Genomic DNA, 16661 nt, shown 5'->3' with positions numbered 1-16661 from the left:
TATAGGTATACAGTGTATCCGACTTGCCCCGGGAAATACACTCAAGCGGGAGCTAAGCAGCTCGTTTATTCACGCTCTTCGGGGTGATCGGCACATGCTTTTGGATAAAGTGGCTCAAACAATGGCTTCAAGCCTTTCGCTTCATCAACAAAAAGCTGGAGGTGTGGGAAGGGTATTTCGATGCCAGCTTCATCAAGGGTCTCTTTAATCTGCTCCAGCACTTCGGCCATGATGCCCGGCTGAACATCCAGATTGTCTGGTGTAATCCATATTTTTACTTCGAGGTCGACGGATGAATCACTTAGATTTTTAAGCACTACCCGTGGTTCCATGCCCGGCGATTGGAGTACTTCCGGGTGCCCCAAAAGCACCGGCATAATGATATCTCTTGCGGCTTTGGCAGACTCTTTGTAAGCAATACCGACAGGGATGTTCAGTCTTGTAGCACCTTCTGCGCTGTAATTAACAATCTCTGACGACGCCACGCTATCATTGGGAATCATGGTGAAAATGTTATCGCGAGTCCGCAGCCACGTGGTGCGCAGAGCAATCTTCACCACCTTGCCATCCTGACCATTAATCGTAACCCAGTCGCCAATTCGAAACGGCCGCTCAATCAGCAAGGTGATACCAGCGATGAAGTTTGAGAGTGTCGACTGAGCCGCAAACCCCACGGCGATGCCCACAATACCCAAGCCGGCCACAATCGAAAGCAGATCAAATCCGAATTGTGCAAGTATGGTAACCACCGCAAAGGTTGCTATTACAACAGATAACACATTGCCCGCTAACTGCTGGATGGATGCATCCAGCTGATTGCGACGCAAGGTTTCGGCGGTCAGGCGACGGACAACTAACCATGCTACGTAGAAACCCAGCGCTAACAAGCCTGCTCTGGCAACCGCCTTCAGAAACTCTATGCCAGCTCCAAATTGCGCCAGTATTATCAGGAGCGCGCCTAGCCCGGTAAGATAACGCAAACCACTTCTGCCATGCCTGAACATCGGGCTATCAACATTGCGCTTTCCGGCTACCAATCGGCAAAGCCCAATGACCACCAGGTAAGCACCCAAAAACAAAACCAAATACAGAATCGAAATCACAACTTGGCTGAGCACATAGGCGCCAACTTCACGCCAAGCGACCTCATGGCCGCCAAAAGCGTCGAGCGTATCTCCCAGGTTTTTCTTTAATTGCTCAACTACGGCTGTCGTGAATTCGACCATCATTGCTGTCCTTTACAAAAAAGAGAGCGGAGTGCTTTCGAATTATAGAAGCCTTTATGAAGTTCAGTAGCGTAAAAGAGCGGATCCCCAGGTAAAACCTCCGCCAAAGGCTTCAAGCAAGACTACTTCGTTGCGTTGAATACGCCCGTCTCTCACAGCGACATCAAGGGCGAGAGGAATTGAGGCTGCTGAAGTGTTGCCGTGTTTGTTCACGGTCACCACAACCTGATCCATTGGCATGCTCAGTTTCTTTGCTGTAGCCGAAATGATGCGTAAATTGGCCTGATGCGGGACCAGCCAATCAATGTCGGACTTTTGCATCTGGTTGGCCTCAAGGGTTTCATCAACGATCTTGCCCAAGGTGTTTACCGCAACCTTGAACACTTCGTTTCCTTTCATTTCTACAAACGCTTTACCCGCTTTAACCTGGTCGTAATTGCTCGCAATTCCGCAGGGCACGTGAAGCAGTTCTTCGTATTGGCCATCAGCATGAATATGGGTTGAAAGAATACCCGTTTCTTCGTGCGCCTCCAGTATCACGGCACCCGCCCCATCACCGAAGAGCACGCAGGTGCCTCGGTCGGACCAGTCAATGATCCGGGAGAAGACTTCAGCGCCAATAACCAACGCTTTTTTGCTGGACCCGGTTTTTATAAATTTGTCGGCAACCGAGAGGGCGTAAACGAAGCCACTGCACACGGCCTGAATATCGAAAGCCGGGCATCCACGAATCCCCAACCGGGCTTGCAAAATGCAGGCTGAGCTTGGGAAAATCTTATCTGGAGTAGATGTAGCAAACACAATCAGGTCAATCTCACTCGCGTCTATGCCGGCTGCGTCAATAGCGTTCAGCGCAGCTTGTTCAGCAAGATCGACGGTTGTCTGGCCTTTCACGGCAATGTGTCGCTGCTCAATCCCGGTGCGCTCACGGATCCATTTGTCCGTGGTATCAACCGACTTTTCGAGATCTTTATTCGTAACAATGTTCTCTGGCAGGTAAGAGCCAGTGCCGGCAATGCGTGCAAAGGTCATTCGCTAAGTCCCACGATATATTCGATTAGGGAGCTTTGTTTATTAAACGCTCCTTGGCTTTAGACCATGCTATACCCCTGAACCTTTGTCTGTTATTAGCTGTTTGTCAAAGACGCCCGTGAAAACACTGCATAAACGGGCCAGGTTCGCCTTACGCGGCTGCCCCAGGATGCAGTAATCTGCGGTACACTCCTATTCTTAAAAGGGCGTGCTCTGAGCGCCCAAACTGACTCTCTACACACTCAGGTTTCCCCTATGAATACGTCCAGCCGTCTTATAGCCCGTATAGGTATTCGCTATCCGATCGTGCAAGCACCCATGGCTGGAGTTTCAACACCCGAACTGGCTGCTGCGGTCACCAATGCAGGCGGCTTGGGTTCGCTGGGGATCGGTGCCAGCACAACGGCAGATGCCCGAAAGATGATCGAGCGGGCTCACGCGCTTACCAGTGGGCCTTTCAATGTGAATGTGTTCTGTCACAAGCCTGCACGTCGGGATGGGGTCGCAGAGGCAGCCTGGGTCGAATATTTGGCACCGTTATTCGAGGAAGCAGGCATCGCGCCTCCGGATACGCTTGGCGAAAGCTATACATCGTTTATTGAAGACGATGAAGCATTAGCCATGCTGCTAGAATTGAAACCGGCGGTTGTCAGCTTTCACTTTGGAATTCCATCGCCAGAACGTATTGCTTCAATGAAGGAGGCAGGCATTTTCACCATGGCAACGGCTACCTGCCTTGACGAAGCCGCAACAATTGAAGCGGCAGGCATTGACGCCATAGTGGCGCAAGGCTTCGAGGCAGGTGGTCACAGAGGCATGTTCAAGCCGGAAGCCACAGATCAATGCTTGAGTACCTTCGTGCTTGTGCGTCTGCTGACCCAGAAGACTAAGCTGCCTGTTATCGCCGCTGGTGGCGTAATGGACGGTTTTGGAGTAAAGGCTGCGATTGAGGCAGGTGCGGCGGCGGTGCAACTCGGAACAGCGTTTGTGTTATGCCCGGAGTCGTCTGCGAATAAGGCCTACCGTGAAGCACTCAAGAGTGAGAAGGCAGCAGAAACACGTTTAACAAAGGTGCTTTCTGGTCGCCCGGCACGGGGAATCGTTAACCGACTGATTTCCTTCGGCGAAGCCAGCGAAAGTCCGCCGATGGCAGATTATCCGGTTGCTTACGATGCCGCCAAGCGCCTGAACGCGGCAGCATCGAAGCTTGGGAATCATGAATTCGCCGCACAATGGGCAGGACAGGGTGCACCTATGGCGCGGGAATTGCCCGCCGACGAGTTGGTGGCGCTGATTATGGAGGAGTACCGAGGTGGGAATGCTGGCTAGGGCCGGCTACGCGAGCCATTCCAGTATCTGGTCGTGCACTACCTTGTTATCGAGCAGATCCAGGTGATTGAGCTTTTCAAATACCCGACAATCTTCCGGGCGTACGGGCAGCCTTCTCGTATCGTCCGCATGGTGCCCTTTGGCGCTGTCCAGACGTACCAGTAAATCACCCATTATGATGCTGGGAATATCCGACTCGTGTTTACCTATAGCTGCGGATATAAAGTAATGTCGGGCGCCCTCGAGAAGCGGAACCGGTTTGCGGCCATCCGGGTGAAAATCATCTTGTTTAATGCCTTCCCAGTCATCGTCCAGCAGGTTGCCGTGCCGCAAGTCCTTGATGCCCGCACTGGTGTGTCGGCCCAGCGCCAAGGGGCTCGCATAGCGAAACTGCCTCATGATAACGGTCAGCATATGCCCGGCCTTGGCTACCGGCGAACCGTGGTGTGGTGAGCCAAGATAAAGGGCATTCCTCAACAGCTCTGTCCAGGGCAGGTTGAGTTCACTGCCATACCAGCAAGCGCTGCGTATAACGAGCCCGCCCATACTATGGCCAATCAATGTGAGTTCTTCAACCTCAACCGGCCAGGCTTCAACCAACGCTTGAAGTTGTTCACTTAACTCCCTGCCATTGCTGGAAATATGTCGGCCGGTATTGTAATTGAGGTATAAGGGGGTGAAGCCTCGGGCGCGCTGTAGCTCTGTGCCCAGGTTGCCTTCGCTGTGCCCCTTCCAGTACTCATGGGAGAGGCATAAACCGTGAACCAAAACTACGATACGCTGGCTGGCATCCGGAACCAATGCGCTGAGATTGTCCGAGCCGAGCTGTACCTTCTGGCCGAGACTGTTTCGAAAATTCATCTTGATCGCAAGGGGGTTATTACTGGCTTCCAGGTGATCGCCGCACACGCCATTCAATGCAGCCGCGACTCTCACACTTTGTAAAGAATGTGAGTGCCCGTCACTCCCTGAGAATTTGGAGAGGGAGTAGTGCAGACCCTGCTTCACTGCATAGGTGGTTGATTGAATAGCCCGGTACGTGATGTGCCTTCGTTGTTCGACCCTAGGCAAGCCTGCAGCATCGAGCAGCCGGTATAGTGGGTTGGCATCTCGCGCGATAGTGCGGTGCATTTTTTCCGTAATATCGGTAACGCCACTGGTAGCATCCAGGAGCAGTTGTGCTGAGCCGTGTAATGTTTTGACTGACACCATTTAGCTGGGCTCCCAAGCTGCGTTCAGACTATGCGGATCAAGCGAAGCTTTTACTATCCAAGAAATGATGATCGACGCACATGGCTTGATTGCAGGCAGAAGCGGTCATCTCGGTATTATTCCCCCTGCTCAGGGCTCTCTGTCAAGGAACACCAGACAAAGCTAGGGTGCCATAATTGGTCTGTTTGAGATATATTGTTCATATGTGAACAATGCAAGTTTCGGGAGGCAAGCCATGACAGCTGTAGTTGAACGTAGAAGCACTGAAAGTGATCGCGAAGCTGAAAAAGGGCGTGTGGCACTAAAAGGCTTTTTCCGGATAACGGAAGAGTGGGGGTGTAATGCTGAAGAGCGGAGCAAGCTGCTTGGCGGCCCCTCCAGAACAACGCTCTACAACTACGCCAAGCTAAACCCAACCAGGCTCTCTAACGACACAATGGAGCGCATCAGCTACATTCTGGGCATCTATAAAGCCTTGCAAGTTCTGTATCCCACCCATGAGCGAGCAAACCGCAGAATTCGCTTGAAAACGACAGAAATACCCTTCTGTGGCAAGTCTGCCATGGAGTTCATGATCCAAGGCTCCATGATGAATCTGATGATGACCCGCCAGTATTTCGATGCCAAGCGGGGGTGGTGATGTTCGCAACCCCTCCGCTGCACCTTCCAGAATGGGAAACCTACAGGATCATCCCCAGCCATTACCCGCCGATAGACTTGTTCGAGCGTATTTACGAACCAGACGAGTTTGAACTGGCATTCGAAATTGAAAGCATGACCAATCCCCGATTGCGGGATGAAGCCGGGGATATCCATCTGGTACAGCCCTGCGACAGAATCAGCGGCCCCGGTAGTTCCCCGGTGATGGCATCCTTCACGCATATTGGTTTTGGAAGTCGCTTTGCGGATCGTCATTTTGGGGTTTACTACGCTGCCAACTCACTGGAAGGCGCTATTCGTGAGACTGTGTTTCATAAAGAGCGAGAGCTGGCGGCCGCCAACGAGGACTCCATAGCGCTCACCATGAGAGCCTACATTGGTTCCGTAGTGATGAGGATGCACGACATCCGCGGGCCTGAATTCAAAGATCTGCATAATCCGGATGCGGATGATTACGGCTTAAGCCAGACATTTGCAGCTCGATGGCGGAAAAAAGGTTCAAACGGGCTGTTATACAACAGCGTTCGGCACCCGGGTGGTGAATGTATTGCAGCGTTCAAGCCGAAATCCGTTTCTATCCCCGTGCAGGGGCCGCACTTGAAATACTTCTGGGATGGCGACAAACAGTGCATTACCCACTGGGCCGAGATCGGGGAGGCACACGCCTTGAAGGTATAGCGTGCTTATTGTTTAGTGCTAAGCTGTTTATGTGCAACGAAAAAAATGATCAGCCCCGCAACCGCGGTAGCGGACCCCACATACCCGGTAACCTGCCAGCCCATGCCCGCACTGATTGCCATACCGCCCAGCCAGGGCCCAAGTGCGTTAGCCAGATTGAATGCGGCATGGTGGGAAGCCGCTGCAAGGGTTTGCGCGCCGTGGGCAACATCCATCAAATGGGTTTGCAGGGCAGGGCCCATAGCCACCATCAACGCAACCAGAAAGCAGGCAATCAGAATACTCCAGAGAGAGCCGGTGGCGAGAGGAAACAGAGCCAGCACAACTGCTGCCCATAGCAAAATCAGCCCTACGCTTTTGAATTGAAAGCGATCAAAAAGCCAGCCACCCAGTATGTTACCGACAAAGCCGCCTAACCCAAACACAAACAAGGCGACAGGAATCCAGATGGGCTCCACTTGGGTCACGTTCAGCAGCGTGGGTGCCAGATAGCTGAACACGCAAAACATTCCAGCAAATCCGATTGAACCGATGGCCAGGGGATACCAGATTTGCGGGCGATTGAAGGAGCGCACTTCGCTCAGAGAGCTGTGGCGAATTTCATCACGGTTCAAAGGCAAAATGGCGGACACAAGCAGTGTTGTTAATGTGGCCACCGCTGCCACAAAACCAAAGGCGTATCGCCATTCAAGATGTTGCCCCAATAGCGTTGCCAGTGGGTTGCCAAACAACAAAGCCAGTGCCAGCCCCATCATGATAAAGCTCACCGCCTTGGCTCTTTGATTGAGAGGTACCAGCGATGCAGCGACCAAAGCCGCAACGCCAAAGTAAGCTCCGTGAGGCAGGCCGGCAATAAACCGGGAAACCATCAGTACTTCGTAACTGCCCGCCATTGCACTGGCCAGATTGCCCAGGGCGTAAAATGCCATCAAACCAATGAGCAGGTGTTTGCGAAAAAACTGCGCACCAAAAATGGCGAGTACAGGCGCCCCAACAACAACGCCTAGCGCGTAAGCACTGATTAAATGGCCAACCTGGGGCTCGGTAACACCGAAATCCTGGGCCACATTTGGCATTAACCCCATAATGGCAAACTCACCAGTGCCGATGCCGAAACCACCCATGGCAAGTGAAAATATAATCAGAATGACTTTCTGGCGAGAGTAATTCTCCGTGGCAGGTGAGGGTACAGGCATGAATTACAGGGTTCCCGGATTGGTAAAATGGTAGCCGGACATTGTATCTTAGGGCGAGTTTACATACGACAAGCTACCCAGAACCAAACGGTGATATCAATGTATCGTAACCGGGACATAATCGCGCGACTGCGCGACGACATTCCAACATTCGAGTGTGTGCCCGGCTGCCATGATTGCTGTGGCCCGGTGACAACGTCTTCGGAAGAAATGTCGCGCCTGCCGGTTAAATCCGATGCCGAGCATGAGACGGCGTTGAACGATTTCAACTGCGTGCACCTTGGCCCCAGCGGATGCACCGTGTACGAGGAACGACCGCTGATTTGCAGGTTGTTTGGCACAACACCCCGCATGCCATGCCCCAGGGGGCGTCGCCCGGAAACCATGGTTGACCCTGAAACCGAGCGCCAGGTGCATCACTATATTGCGACCACGCGGCAGGTCCTGGTTTAGACTAAGTTAAGGTCAAAGACTGTATTAGGCAGGCATCTCGACAGGAAGCCCCGCATGGTGCTTTTTGCAGGCTTTGTTCTCATCAATTCACGCCTGAGAACCGTCGCTTGGGTAGACTACTAAAGATATGATTGAATCCGGCCTTGCGAGAATTGCCATGATTAAACAACCGTCCAATATTGGCGCCAAAACGGCTCAAGTGCGTGCTCCTATTAAAACCCTCAACGAACTGACCCTATTGGCGGACTATTCGCTGATGAAATTTCTCAGCCGCGATCCGGATGCAACAGAAAATGGACGCGACCACGCGCCGAGGCAGGTCTTAAGCGGCCACTACGTGCCCGTTGTCCCCACGCCCATAGAAAATCCCGAGTATGTGGCCCACAGCTTCAATTTGTTCCGCGAGCTGGGTTTTGCCGATGAACTGGCGAAAACGGATGATTTCATGGCAATGTTCTCCGGCGATTTATCATCTGTTCCTGCACCCATGAGTAAACTTGGCTGGGCCAGCGGATACGCTTTGTCCATTATGGGTACCGAGTACGTTCAGCAATGCCCGTTTCAAACGGGTAACGGATACGGCGATGGCCGCGCCATATCGGTATTGGAAGCAGTCACCAATGGGCAGCGTTGGGAAATGCAACTAAAGGGCGGTGGCCCCACGCCATACTGTCGCGGTGGCGATGGTCGAGCGGTGTTACGATCCAGCGTTCGGGAGTTTTTGGCGCAGGAGCACATGCATGCGCTGGGCGTTCCCACGTCACGATCATTGAGCCTTTACGTGTCGAAAACCGAGAAGGTCAGGCGGCCCTGGTACTCCGAGGGCTCCCGCTCCAGAGACCCGGACACACTGGTTCTGGAGCCCGTAGCGATTAGCACACGGGTGGCGCCATCGTTCATCCGGGTTGGCCAGCTTGAATTATTCGGGCGTCGTGCACGTAAGAATGAGCACCCACAAGCGATGGCAGAGCTTGAGCAGATTGTGCTGCACCTGATCGAACGTGAGTACAGCGCTGAAATTGACTCCAAACTGTCGCTGCAGGATAAAGTTGTAGCCTTGGCGCTGGCATTTCGAGGTCGGTTGGCATCGCTGGTGGCAAACTGGATTCGAGTCGGGTTTTGCCAAGGCAACTTTAACAGCGATAACTGCGCCGCCGGCGGTTATACACTGGATTACGGCCCCTTCGGATTCTGCGATGCATTCAATCCGCGCTTCCAGCCCTGGACGGGTGGGGGAGAGCACTACGCATTTTTGAACCAGCCGGTCGCAGCCGAGGCAAACTTCCACATGTTTTGTGTGGCATTGCAGCCGTTGTTAACCGAACACCCGCAATGCCTGCAACAACTCAATCAGATCAGAGAGCACTTTGCCGGCGTTATGCAGGCCGAGATGGAAGCCATGTGGGCTGCGAAGCTGGGGCTGGAGGCATTTGATCCGGATTTGTTTCGTAGTCTGGCTGAGTTGATGATGCAGACTCCGGCAGATTACACATTATTTTTCCGTGAGCTTTCAGCGCTGCCTGACAATATAGGCCCGCTTAAAAAGAGCTTTTATAGAAGCCAGGCGTATGCGGCAGATTCGGGCGGCTTCGATAAGCGTTGGTCTGCGTGGCTTGAGCAATGGAAAGCGCTGGCAGGCGTCGACAAAGCGGCCAATGGTGCCTGCGTGCGTTCTGGCGAAGGGTCTTTAAGCCGAATGAAGCAGGTAAATCCCAAATACAGCCTGCGGGATTGGCAAGTTGTGCCAGCCTACGAACAGGCGGAAGCGGAAGACTATGAATTGTTGCGAGAATTACAAAGCGTGATGACGCTGCCATACAACGAACAGTCGCCGCAGGTTGAAGATAAATACTACCGCCTGAAACCCTTGGCACTCTTTGGGGTTGGCGGTGCATCCCATTACAGCTGCTCATCTTAAAATCCAGATCTGCTATTGTTGGTAGAAATTCTCCGTAGCCTTTACACTGCGCGCCATTAAACTTCGCCGGCGCACACAGAGGCTGGCGCCAATTCAGCAGGATTCCAATGAAAAAGACCTATAAGTTAAACCACCCTAAAATCAAAGTGCCGCGCCTTGTTGACTCGATGAAGCACGACATTAAAAAGTTTCTGAAAAATGAGCGGAAAAAGCCCTTGCCGGATGGCGTGAAGTACTGGGGTTTTGATTGCAAATTTGGCCAATCGGAAGAAACGGCCGTTGAGGTGGAGCTCTCGACACTTATGAGCCGTATTGACGATCTGGTTGAAAATAAAATTATGACGGTTTATGTGGAAATCACACCAAAACCCATGGCAGGTTGAGGCCGGTCAGTACCTTCCGCTAGCACCCTATATTGGGTGCTTTCCCTTACTTCCAATGTAAAGAACGTTGCTCTGAAGCTGTCGGTGAGCTTTGGGCGGCACGTTGTTCTGGACGGATATAATAAGCCCTGGTACAGAAGGTGAAGTAAAGATGGTTGCCGGCCCCAGCGGCTTACCGTCTTGCTCCCGCTCTACTTCTTTTTGCTCCCAACTGCTGCCCACGCATGCCTGAACAAAATCTTTTGTTTTAGAGTAACGCTGTTCGGCCACTTCGCTTTGCGGCGTGGTTGCTGAGCAGGAGTAGGCTAATTCACCTCCCGCCCATTCCCAAATTTCGCAATGTCCTTTAACAAGCTCTACCTTGGCACTGTATAGTTTGAACGACCGGTAATTAGATCCGGACCCTTTGGTCTTTTCGAATCCATTCTCGTAGTCTGCCGTTATAGCTTTCAGGCTCGCGCAGGGATCATCAACGCCTAATTTTGGCGAGCTACCCACCGCACAACCTGTGAGTGCAAGTGTGCCGGCGCCACAGACGAGCAGTGCCTTGAAGAGTGGAAGACGCTTGTGCATTGTTGTTGTCTCAGCTTTTAGAAGAAAAATGCGCCGTATAACCGGGCGCCACGATAAAGATCATCTACCCGACCTTTAAACTCCGTACCATTCATGTTCACAGCGATCGCCAGTCGTGATAATGAGGCACCAATGGCAAAACTATCGAGTGCACGATATTCCAGCCCAACTTGAATATCGAGTAGTGAGCCACGAACTTTATCTTCAAAGTCGAAATAGAAGCTGTCAGTACGGAACCTGGCGGTTAACCGCGGCGTAACGGAGTAATCCATTCTGAATCCGAAGACAGGCATGGGAGCAGTCGTGGATGCTGCTTCGGTAAAGCCTCCGGCGGACGATACTAACTCAATCTCGTAATCCAGTACGGTAAATCCTGCAGATACTGCCAGCTCAACCTTATCCAGATGATAGAAACTGTACCCATACGCCAACTTGTATATGTTGTTTTCGATACGGCTGTCGACTTGGCTACTCGCAGAAAACGTGCGGTCCTGGAATGTGAAGCTTCTGTTCAACACTTGGCTGCCTTCGCGCTCCAACTGAAACGCCCCCATCTCTATTCTGTGATGGTCTGTAAATCGGTAATAGAATTCGAAGGTAGGGGTGGTTATAGCCGAGTCACCATCGAGATCCTTGCTGAAATCGATTGTGGTGCCGAGCCCCGACTTGGTACTGCTGGCCGAAAAGGTTGTGTCCGAATCGAAAACGAACAAAGTCCCGAGTTGAATCATCCCCTTGTCAGGAACTGTGGGCTTGTCATCCAGATTGGCAGAATATGCTTGTGTTGAGGTAAGGGCAGTGACGAAAACTGCGGGTAAGCACACTCGCTGAACTCGTTTTTTTAGCATCGTGAATTCAGGCCTCCGACCTATCCGTGGTTCAACAGCACGGCCTGATTACAAAGTTAATATACTTGTTCTTAATCTAGTATAGCGTCATAGGTTTGCAAGGAAAACCAATGGGCGCTTAGCTTTGCCATGATGTTAACTGTTGAGAAGTTTATAGCGGTGAAATGGTGATTGGCTTAAACTTAAACAGGATTATTTTACCATCGCAAGGAGCGCTCCATGGGCCAGGCGTCCAACATTCTAGGGGATGGTTATCAGCCTCCGGCTCGGTTTCATGATCTGGACGAGGTTAACCATGCCGTTAGTGGTTCCAATCTGGAATTTCTGCAACTGAAGTCCGGCAAACTCGATATCTCGCTTGACCAGATGTCATTTGATGGCCTTTCTGTCGACGTTGGTACTGCGAACTTGCCTATTCGTGCGGTGGGCGAGTTGGACCCTGCACGATTCAGCATAGCGGTCTTTGCAAATGGCGCTCAGGCTATGTGGAACGGTAATCCCATTGATGACTCGCAACTGCTAGTGTGCCCGCCAGGCGTGGAACTTAACGGCTACTTGTCGCCAGTTTATGGGTGGACCTCCCTCGTTTTTCGCCCCGAGTGGATCGAATCCCTCGAACAAATCATGTTGCTCACCAACGTGACTCATGCTTCTTCCGGCTCATCTTTCAGGCCCACACCCACAAAGCTAACAGATCTGCGGCAAGCGATCACAAACCTCGTTCGGCCAGTCGAGTTTCCATTGGGAAGTCTGGCTGAAGAATGGTTGATGACCGATCTGCGCAACGCGCTGGGTGCCGTACTGAGTGATACGGATGTCCCTACGGCGAAAGTCATGACTCAGGCCCGGGGCCATTTCATGACAGCGAAAAGAGCCGAATGCTATATGCGCGAGAGAATGACAGAGCCACTCAGCGTTGACGATCTGTGTGTGGCTATGAACACTAGCCGTCGATATCTGGAATACGCCTTTTCTGAAGCGTTCGGAACAAGCCCGTCCCGCTATTTGCGGTTGTTACGGCTGCACGAGGTACGCAGCAAATTAAAGGCGTCCGGTGGCCAAACAACGGTGACGAACGAGGCTCTGAGTTTGGGCTTCAACCACTTGAGCCTATTTACTACACAGTACAAGAGTGTATTTGATGAGTGCCCAAGCCTCACGCTTGCTCGGGCAGGCACATAACAGCTGTACGTTTGCCTTTCAAAAAATCGGCACCCGTGCGCATTCACGATAGCCATCAGGAGCTCGCAGGCCTATCTTGAATTCGATTTATAGTAGGCTGAAGAAAGCCAATTGAAACAGCATCACAATACTGCTCCCTAATAGCGAGTGCCGAGTGCCACGGAGGGTAGGGATTTTGAAACAAGCAAGGGTTAACGCGATTACCCCTGCGGCTAGCGTTGTCTTATGGTTTTTTATTCTGGGACCGTCGATCGCCACGGCCGATGGGGAGGCTCCATTAGAAGGCAGATTTTGGCCCGTCGAACACTGGCAAGCTATCGTTCTAATCGCCATGGTGGTCGTACAGGGATTGTTGATTGTTGCACTCTTACTGAAGCGGCGCCTGTGCTCCGAGGGCAGGAATACGATGGCCGAAGGTCGGGTCGAGCTGTTGCACGCTTCACGTCTGACTGTTGTGGGCCAGCTTTCTGCCTCGATAGCACATGAGATTAACCAACCACTTGGGGCCATACTGAGTAATGCGGATGCTGCTGAACTCATGTTGGCTAAAGCCGATCCGGATCTTGACGAAGTGCGCCTGATCCTCGCCGACATTCGCAAGGATGGCTTGCGGGCAAGCGAGGTTGTTCGCCAGGTTCGAACCCTTGTGCAAAAACGGAAACCCAAGTTTATCGAATTTGATCTGCAGGTTGTTGCCAGAGAAATCTTGCAGTTGGTCGCTCCGATCGCTGAGAGCCGCGGAGTTACAATCCTGACTGAGTTCAGCTCGGAAGCAGTGCATGTGCGCGGCGATCCGGTTTTGCTTCGACAGGCTATGCTCAATCTTTTGTTAAATGCGATGGATGCGCTGATGGATTTGCCCGAATCGCAGGCCAAGATCAAATTTTCCGCGGCCCTGCCGCAACCCGGAAGAGTTGACGTCGTGGTGCGCGATTACGGCAATGGTCTACCGGAATTGCAGCGGGATAATTTGTTCAGCGCCTTTTTTACAACTAAGGAGCATGGTTTGGGTCTTGGGCTTCCCATTGTACGATCGATCGTCGAATTCCATGGTGGTCGCATTCACGCGGAGAATCATAGTGATGGCGGCGCTTTGTTCCGCTTCACCATTCCGGCAGCAGACGTAACCGGTGAAGCCAATCATTCAGCGGGGGAGCCGGTATGACCACGGAAATGCAGGCTACCGTGCATGTTATTGATGACGATGAATCACTGCGCACGGCCCTGGCGCGGTTACTTGGAGCGGCCGGGCTTAATGTGCGAACGTATTCCGGAGCAGGAGATTTCCTGCTGAACTGGCAGGCGGGCGGTGCTGGATGCATCCTTCTGGACGTAGACATGCCGGGTGGACCGAGTGGCCCCGAATTACATAACGCTTTGGCGCAGCGAGATGATGCGCTTCCCGTGGTGTTCCTCACGGGGCATGGCGATATCAGTATGGGAGTGGCTGCGATTAAGTCCGGCGCTGTGGATTTTCTGACCAAACCCGTCGAGCGCGAGTGTTTGCTTGCTGCAGTTCGTGCAGCTATTGCACAGAATTGTGCAGACCGCGAGGCGCAGGCCAAAGAACGTGAGCTTCAGGCAAGCTATCAGTCTCTATCTCCAAGAGAGAAAGAAGTGTTTGTTCAGGTTACCGCTGGACGCCTCAATAAGCAGATTGCCTATGACCTGGGCACTTGTGAACGCACGATCAAAGCACACCGCGCAAAAGTGATGGAAAAATTCCATATCCATCAGTTTGTAGACCTCATCAAAATCGCGACCCGGCTCAACATAGAATAAACAGCACCATCCGGTTTTGCCCCGAAGGGCAGGCCGCTCGCCCCAGTAGCCAATGTTGTATTCAGCCTGATTCAGGGATGCTAACCCTTGATTGCGTGCGGATCTTCCGTGCTGCAACTCCAGGGAGTCAGACGGCATGCCGGACCACAATTTGGATATTGTCCTGGTCGAGAACGATGCAAGCTTGCGCCATGCTATGCAACGCATGTTGCAGGCCGCTGGATGCAACGTTACAACTTTTTGCTCCGCAAAAACTCTGATGGAACAGGGCATCGACCAAGCCAGACAGTGTGACTGCCTGGTGCTGGATATCTGTCTGCCCGGAATCTCTGGCATTGATCTCTTCTGCACTCTGCGAAAAGGCGGCCCCCTTCCGCCTTGTATTTTTATTACCGGCCATGACTCTCTTGGGCAACGCGATAGCGCCATCCGCTCTGGCGCGTCTGACTACCTTCTAAAGCCGTTCACCGGCACCAGTTTGCTTGACGCCATAGTGCGAGCGGCCGCGGCATAAATTCCGTGCGTCCTGACAAGAGACGGTATTACTCCGTCGAAATCCGGGATGTCTACACATATATCAGCGGCTAGGCGGGTTCGTGGACGACCGGAAACGATGCGGCTGCCCTCAGGGGCAGTTTGGCTCTCCCATAATGCCAATACTCATAATGCAGCGACCACACCATAATCAAGAAGTACCTGACTAATACTTAAACTGCAGATGGAATCTTTGCCTCATGGAGTTGTTATGAAAAGTCGAATGATAGTAATCATGGTGGCCTTTGTGGCGCTCGTCAGCACCACCGCAACTGCAACATCTGCAGATAAAGTCAGCGTGGACCAATTCAAAGCCATCGCTGAAGAGGGCTATATTTACGGCCTGCCGCTCGTCATGAACTACGCCGTCATGAACGAGTATGTTGTCGACAAGAACTCAGGTCAGTACAAAGCACCGTTCAACCACATAAAGAACGAGCCGCGTCTCTATACCTATAAAGACACTACAATCCTCAGCCCGAACAGCGATACGCCTTATTCGATTGCCTGGCTGGATCTGCGCGCCGAGCCTGTCGTAATTACGGTTCCAGAGGTCGGCAAGGGCCGTTATTACTCGGCGCAACTGGTCGATGGGAACCTTTACAATGCCGGCTATATTGGCAGCCGTGCAACCGGAAATGAAGCCGGTTCCTATGCGGTTGTCGGTCCTGACTGGCAAGGCGATACGCCAGAAGGCGTTGGTAAGGTTTTCCATTCGACGACGCCGTTCATGTTCGTCATTTTTCGCACCCAGCTGTTCGATGCCCAGGACATGCCCAAAGTAGAGGAAGTCCAGGCCGGGTACAAAGTCGACCTGCTGTCGACGTTCCAGGGCTCGCCCGCGCCAGCCGCGTCACCGGAAATAGATTTCATCCCTGCTAATTCGGCCGGGGTCAAAGCCCATTTTTGGAGTTATCTCAGCGCAGCACTTGAATACATTCCCGAGTCAGACCGAGACAAAAACATTCGTGCCAAGCTGGCCAGTATCGGTGTTGAGCCGGGGCGCACTTTCGACATGATCAGTCTCTCGCCGGAACAACAGCAGGCGATGGCTGCGGGAATGAAAGCAGGTGACGCCAAGGTCAACCAGTTTGTGGCTAGTGGTGCAACGGACGTCAACGGATGGCAAGTCGGTTCCATGTGGGGCGATAGCACTTTCTATAACGGTGACTGGCTCAAGCGTGCCGGCGGCGCTAAGGCTGGTATCTACGGCAACGATGCCGCCGAGGCTATGTATTTGCTGGCCCGCAGTGACAGCAAAGGCCAGCTACTGGATGGCAGCAAGCATGACTACACACTCACCTTCGCCGCCGACCAACTACCACCAGTAAATGCATTCTGGTCTGTGACTATGTACTACGGAGACAGCCAACTATTGGTCGAAAACCCGATCAATCGTTATCTGGTCAATTCGGCAATGGTGCCGGACATGAAGAAGAATGCCGACGGTACTCTGACCCTCTACATACAGCACAACTCGCCCGGTAAGGACAAAGAGTCGAACTGGCTTCCTGCGCCGGATGGTCCGATTTATATGGCGCTACGCATGTATTGGCCAGCACCAGCAAATGAGGCTTCAACTGTACTTCCGCCTGGAAAGGGCACCTGGCAGCCACCCGGAATTGCGGTTGCTGATTGAACCGCAATCCCTTGAG

Annotated in this window: 17 protein-coding genes; 11 read left to right on the top strand and 6 right to left on the bottom strand. The window is 52.6% G+C overall.

The window, feature by feature from the left end; translation table 11 throughout:
* Positions 1-65: 65 nt before the first annotated feature.
* On the bottom strand, positions 66-1229 hold the full coding sequence (locus AADB16_RS11395) for a mechanosensitive ion channel family protein (protein ID WP_410803376.1): 1164 nt from the start codon (positions 1227-1229) through the stop codon (positions 66-68).
* Between the two features lie 60 nt (positions 1230-1289).
* Positions 1290-2258, bottom strand: coding sequence for a beta-ketoacyl-ACP synthase III (locus AADB16_RS11390; protein ID WP_410803374.1), 969 nt, complete (start codon positions 2256-2258; stop codon positions 1290-1292).
* Between the two features lie 255 nt (positions 2259-2513).
* Between AADB16_RS11390 and AADB16_RS11385 the strand changes: the two genes are divergently transcribed.
* Positions 2514-3587: an NAD(P)H-dependent flavin oxidoreductase gene (locus AADB16_RS11385; RefSeq protein WP_410803372.1), complete on the top strand. Its 1074-nt coding sequence runs from the start codon at positions 2514-2516 to the stop codon at positions 3585-3587.
* 6 nt (positions 3588-3593) lie between these two features.
* On the opposite strand, the gene AADB16_RS11380 is transcribed toward AADB16_RS11385, so the two are convergent.
* A complete protein-coding gene (locus AADB16_RS11380) occupies positions 3594-4799 on the bottom strand; it encodes an esterase/lipase family protein (protein WP_410803370.1) in 1206 nt (401 codons plus the stop codon).
* Positions 4800-5034: 235 nt separating this feature from the next.
* On the opposite strand from AADB16_RS11380, the gene AADB16_RS11375 reads away from it, so the two are divergent.
* Both AADB16_RS11375 and AADB16_RS11370 read left to right on the top strand, forming a co-directional pair.
* Positions 5035-5439: an antitoxin Xre-like helix-turn-helix domain-containing protein gene (locus AADB16_RS11375; protein ID WP_309044503.1), complete on the top strand. Its 405-nt coding sequence runs from the start codon at positions 5035-5037 to the stop codon at positions 5437-5439.
* On the top strand, positions 5439-6137 hold the full coding sequence (locus AADB16_RS11370; protein ID WP_410803368.1) for an RES family NAD+ phosphorylase: 699 nt from the start codon (positions 5439-5441) through the stop codon (positions 6135-6137). Before AADB16_RS11375 ends, AADB16_RS11370 begins: the two co-directional genes overlap by 1 nt.
* 5 nt (positions 6138-6142) lie before the next feature.
* Here the strand turns inward: AADB16_RS11370 and AADB16_RS11365 are convergent, their stop codons facing one another.
* Positions 6143-7333: an MFS transporter gene (locus AADB16_RS11365; protein WP_410803366.1), complete on the bottom strand. Its 1191-nt coding sequence runs from the start codon at positions 7331-7333 to the stop codon at positions 6143-6145.
* Between the two features lie 99 nt (positions 7334-7432).
* Between AADB16_RS11365 and AADB16_RS11360 the strand changes: the two genes are divergently transcribed.
* From AADB16_RS11360 to AADB16_RS11350, 3 genes are all read left to right on the top strand, one after another.
* Positions 7433-7786 carry a YkgJ family cysteine cluster protein gene (locus AADB16_RS11360; protein WP_410803364.1) on the top strand — a complete coding sequence of 118 codons (354 nt, stop codon included), beginning with the start codon at positions 7433-7435 and terminating at the stop codon, positions 7784-7786.
* 157 nt (positions 7787-7943) lie between these two features.
* Complete coding sequence (locus tag AADB16_RS11355; RefSeq protein ID WP_410803362.1) at positions 7944-9704, top strand: protein adenylyltransferase SelO; 1761 nt, start codon at positions 7944-7946, stop codon at positions 9702-9704.
* Positions 9705-9811: 107 nt separating this feature from the next.
* Entirely contained in the window at positions 9812-10087 is a 276-nt protein-coding gene (locus AADB16_RS11350; RefSeq protein WP_410803360.1) for a DUF6172 family protein, read from the top strand.
* A gap of 27 nt (positions 10088-10114) precedes the next feature.
* Here AADB16_RS11350 and AADB16_RS11345 read toward each other — a convergent pair whose 3' ends face one another.
* Together AADB16_RS11345 and AADB16_RS11340 are read right to left on the bottom strand one after the other, a co-directional pair.
* Positions 10115-10660, bottom strand: coding sequence for a hypothetical protein (locus AADB16_RS11345; protein WP_309044509.1), 546 nt, complete (start codon positions 10658-10660; stop codon positions 10115-10117).
* Between the two features lie 17 nt (positions 10661-10677).
* On the bottom strand, positions 10678-11508 hold the full coding sequence (locus AADB16_RS11340) for a hypothetical protein (RefSeq protein ID WP_309044510.1): 831 nt from the start codon (positions 11506-11508) through the stop codon (positions 10678-10680).
* A 219-nt stretch (positions 11509-11727) separates the two neighbouring features.
* On the opposite strand from AADB16_RS11340, the gene AADB16_RS11335 reads away from it, so the two are divergent.
* From AADB16_RS11335 to AADB16_RS11315, 5 genes are all read left to right on the top strand, one after another.
* A complete protein-coding gene (locus AADB16_RS11335) occupies positions 11728-12690 on the top strand; it encodes a helix-turn-helix domain-containing protein (RefSeq protein WP_410803357.1) in 963 nt (320 codons plus the stop codon).
* Positions 12691-12865: 175 nt separating this feature from the next.
* The gene (locus AADB16_RS11330) at positions 12866-13855 is read left to right on the top strand and encodes a sensor histidine kinase (protein ID WP_410803355.1); all 990 of its coding nucleotides are present in this window, start codon (positions 12866-12868) and stop codon (positions 13853-13855) included.
* Positions 13852-14472 carry a response regulator transcription factor gene (locus AADB16_RS11325; protein ID WP_309044513.1) on the top strand — a complete coding sequence of 207 codons (621 nt, stop codon included), beginning with the start codon at positions 13852-13854 and terminating at the stop codon, positions 14470-14472. The genes AADB16_RS11330 and AADB16_RS11325 overlap by 4 nt, the downstream gene beginning before the upstream one ends.
* Positions 14473-14608: 136 nt before the next feature.
* On the top strand, positions 14609-14986 hold the full coding sequence (locus tag AADB16_RS11320; protein WP_410803352.1) for a response regulator transcription factor: 378 nt from the start codon (positions 14609-14611) through the stop codon (positions 14984-14986).
* A 231-nt stretch (positions 14987-15217) separates the two neighbouring features.
* On the top strand, positions 15218-16645 hold the full coding sequence (locus tag AADB16_RS11315) for a DUF1254 domain-containing protein (protein WP_410803350.1): 1428 nt from the start codon (positions 15218-15220) through the stop codon (positions 16643-16645).
* Positions 16646-16661 lie beyond the last annotated feature (16 nt).

Origin of the sequence: Marinobacter sp. KMM 10035, assembly GCF_046537445.1 — a bacterium.
Classification (GTDB): domain Bacteria; phylum Pseudomonadota; class Gammaproteobacteria; order Pseudomonadales; family Oleiphilaceae; genus Marinobacter; species Marinobacter sediminicola.
This window is presented reverse-complemented; position numbering and strand designations above follow the sequence as displayed.

Excerpts from the sequence above, each read along its gene's own strand:
- AADB16_RS11385 (WP_410803372.1), top strand. The coding sequence starts at position 2,514 with ATGAATACGTCCAGCCGTCTTATAGCCCGTATAGGTATTCGCTATCCG.
- AADB16_RS11335 (WP_410803357.1), top strand. The coding sequence starts at position 11,728 with ATGGGCCAGGCGTCCAACATTCTAGGGGATGGTTATCAGCCTCCGGCT.
- AADB16_RS11375 (WP_309044503.1), top strand. The coding sequence starts at position 5,035 with ATGACAGCTGTAGTTGAACGTAGAAGCACTGAAAGTGATCGCGAAGCT.
- AADB16_RS11355 (WP_410803362.1), top strand. The coding sequence starts at position 7,944 with ATGATTAAACAACCGTCCAATATTGGCGCCAAAACGGCTCAAGTGCGT.
- AADB16_RS11340 (WP_309044510.1), bottom strand. The coding sequence starts at position 11,508 with ATGCTAAAAAAACGAGTTCAGCGAGTGTGCTTACCCGCAGTTTTCGTC.
- AADB16_RS11345 (WP_309044509.1), bottom strand. The coding sequence starts at position 10,660 with ATGCACAAGCGTCTTCCACTCTTCAAGGCACTGCTCGTCTGTGGCGCC.
- AADB16_RS11380 (WP_410803370.1), bottom strand. The coding sequence starts at position 4,799 with ATGGTGTCAGTCAAAACATTACACGGCTCAGCACAACTGCTCCTGGAT.
- AADB16_RS11395 (WP_410803376.1), bottom strand. The coding sequence starts at position 1,229 with ATGATGGTCGAATTCACGACAGCCGTAGTTGAGCAATTAAAGAAAAAC.
- AADB16_RS11360 (WP_410803364.1), top strand. The coding sequence starts at position 7,433 with ATGTATCGTAACCGGGACATAATCGCGCGACTGCGCGACGACATTCCA.
- AADB16_RS11390 (WP_410803374.1), bottom strand. The coding sequence starts at position 2,258 with ATGACCTTTGCACGCATTGCCGGCACTGGCTCTTACCTGCCAGAGAAC.
- AADB16_RS11315 (WP_410803350.1), top strand. The coding sequence starts at position 15,218 with ATGAAAAGTCGAATGATAGTAATCATGGTGGCCTTTGTGGCGCTCGTC.
- AADB16_RS11320 (WP_410803352.1), top strand. The coding sequence starts at position 14,609 with ATGCCGGACCACAATTTGGATATTGTCCTGGTCGAGAACGATGCAAGC.
- AADB16_RS11370 (WP_410803368.1), top strand. The coding sequence starts at position 5,439 with ATGTTCGCAACCCCTCCGCTGCACCTTCCAGAATGGGAAACCTACAGG.
- AADB16_RS11350 (WP_410803360.1), top strand. The coding sequence starts at position 9,812 with ATGAAAAAGACCTATAAGTTAAACCACCCTAAAATCAAAGTGCCGCGC.
- AADB16_RS11365 (WP_410803366.1), bottom strand. The coding sequence starts at position 7,333 with ATGCCTGTACCCTCACCTGCCACGGAGAATTACTCTCGCCAGAAAGTC.
- AADB16_RS11325 (WP_309044513.1), top strand. The coding sequence starts at position 13,852 with ATGACCACGGAAATGCAGGCTACCGTGCATGTTATTGATGACGATGAA.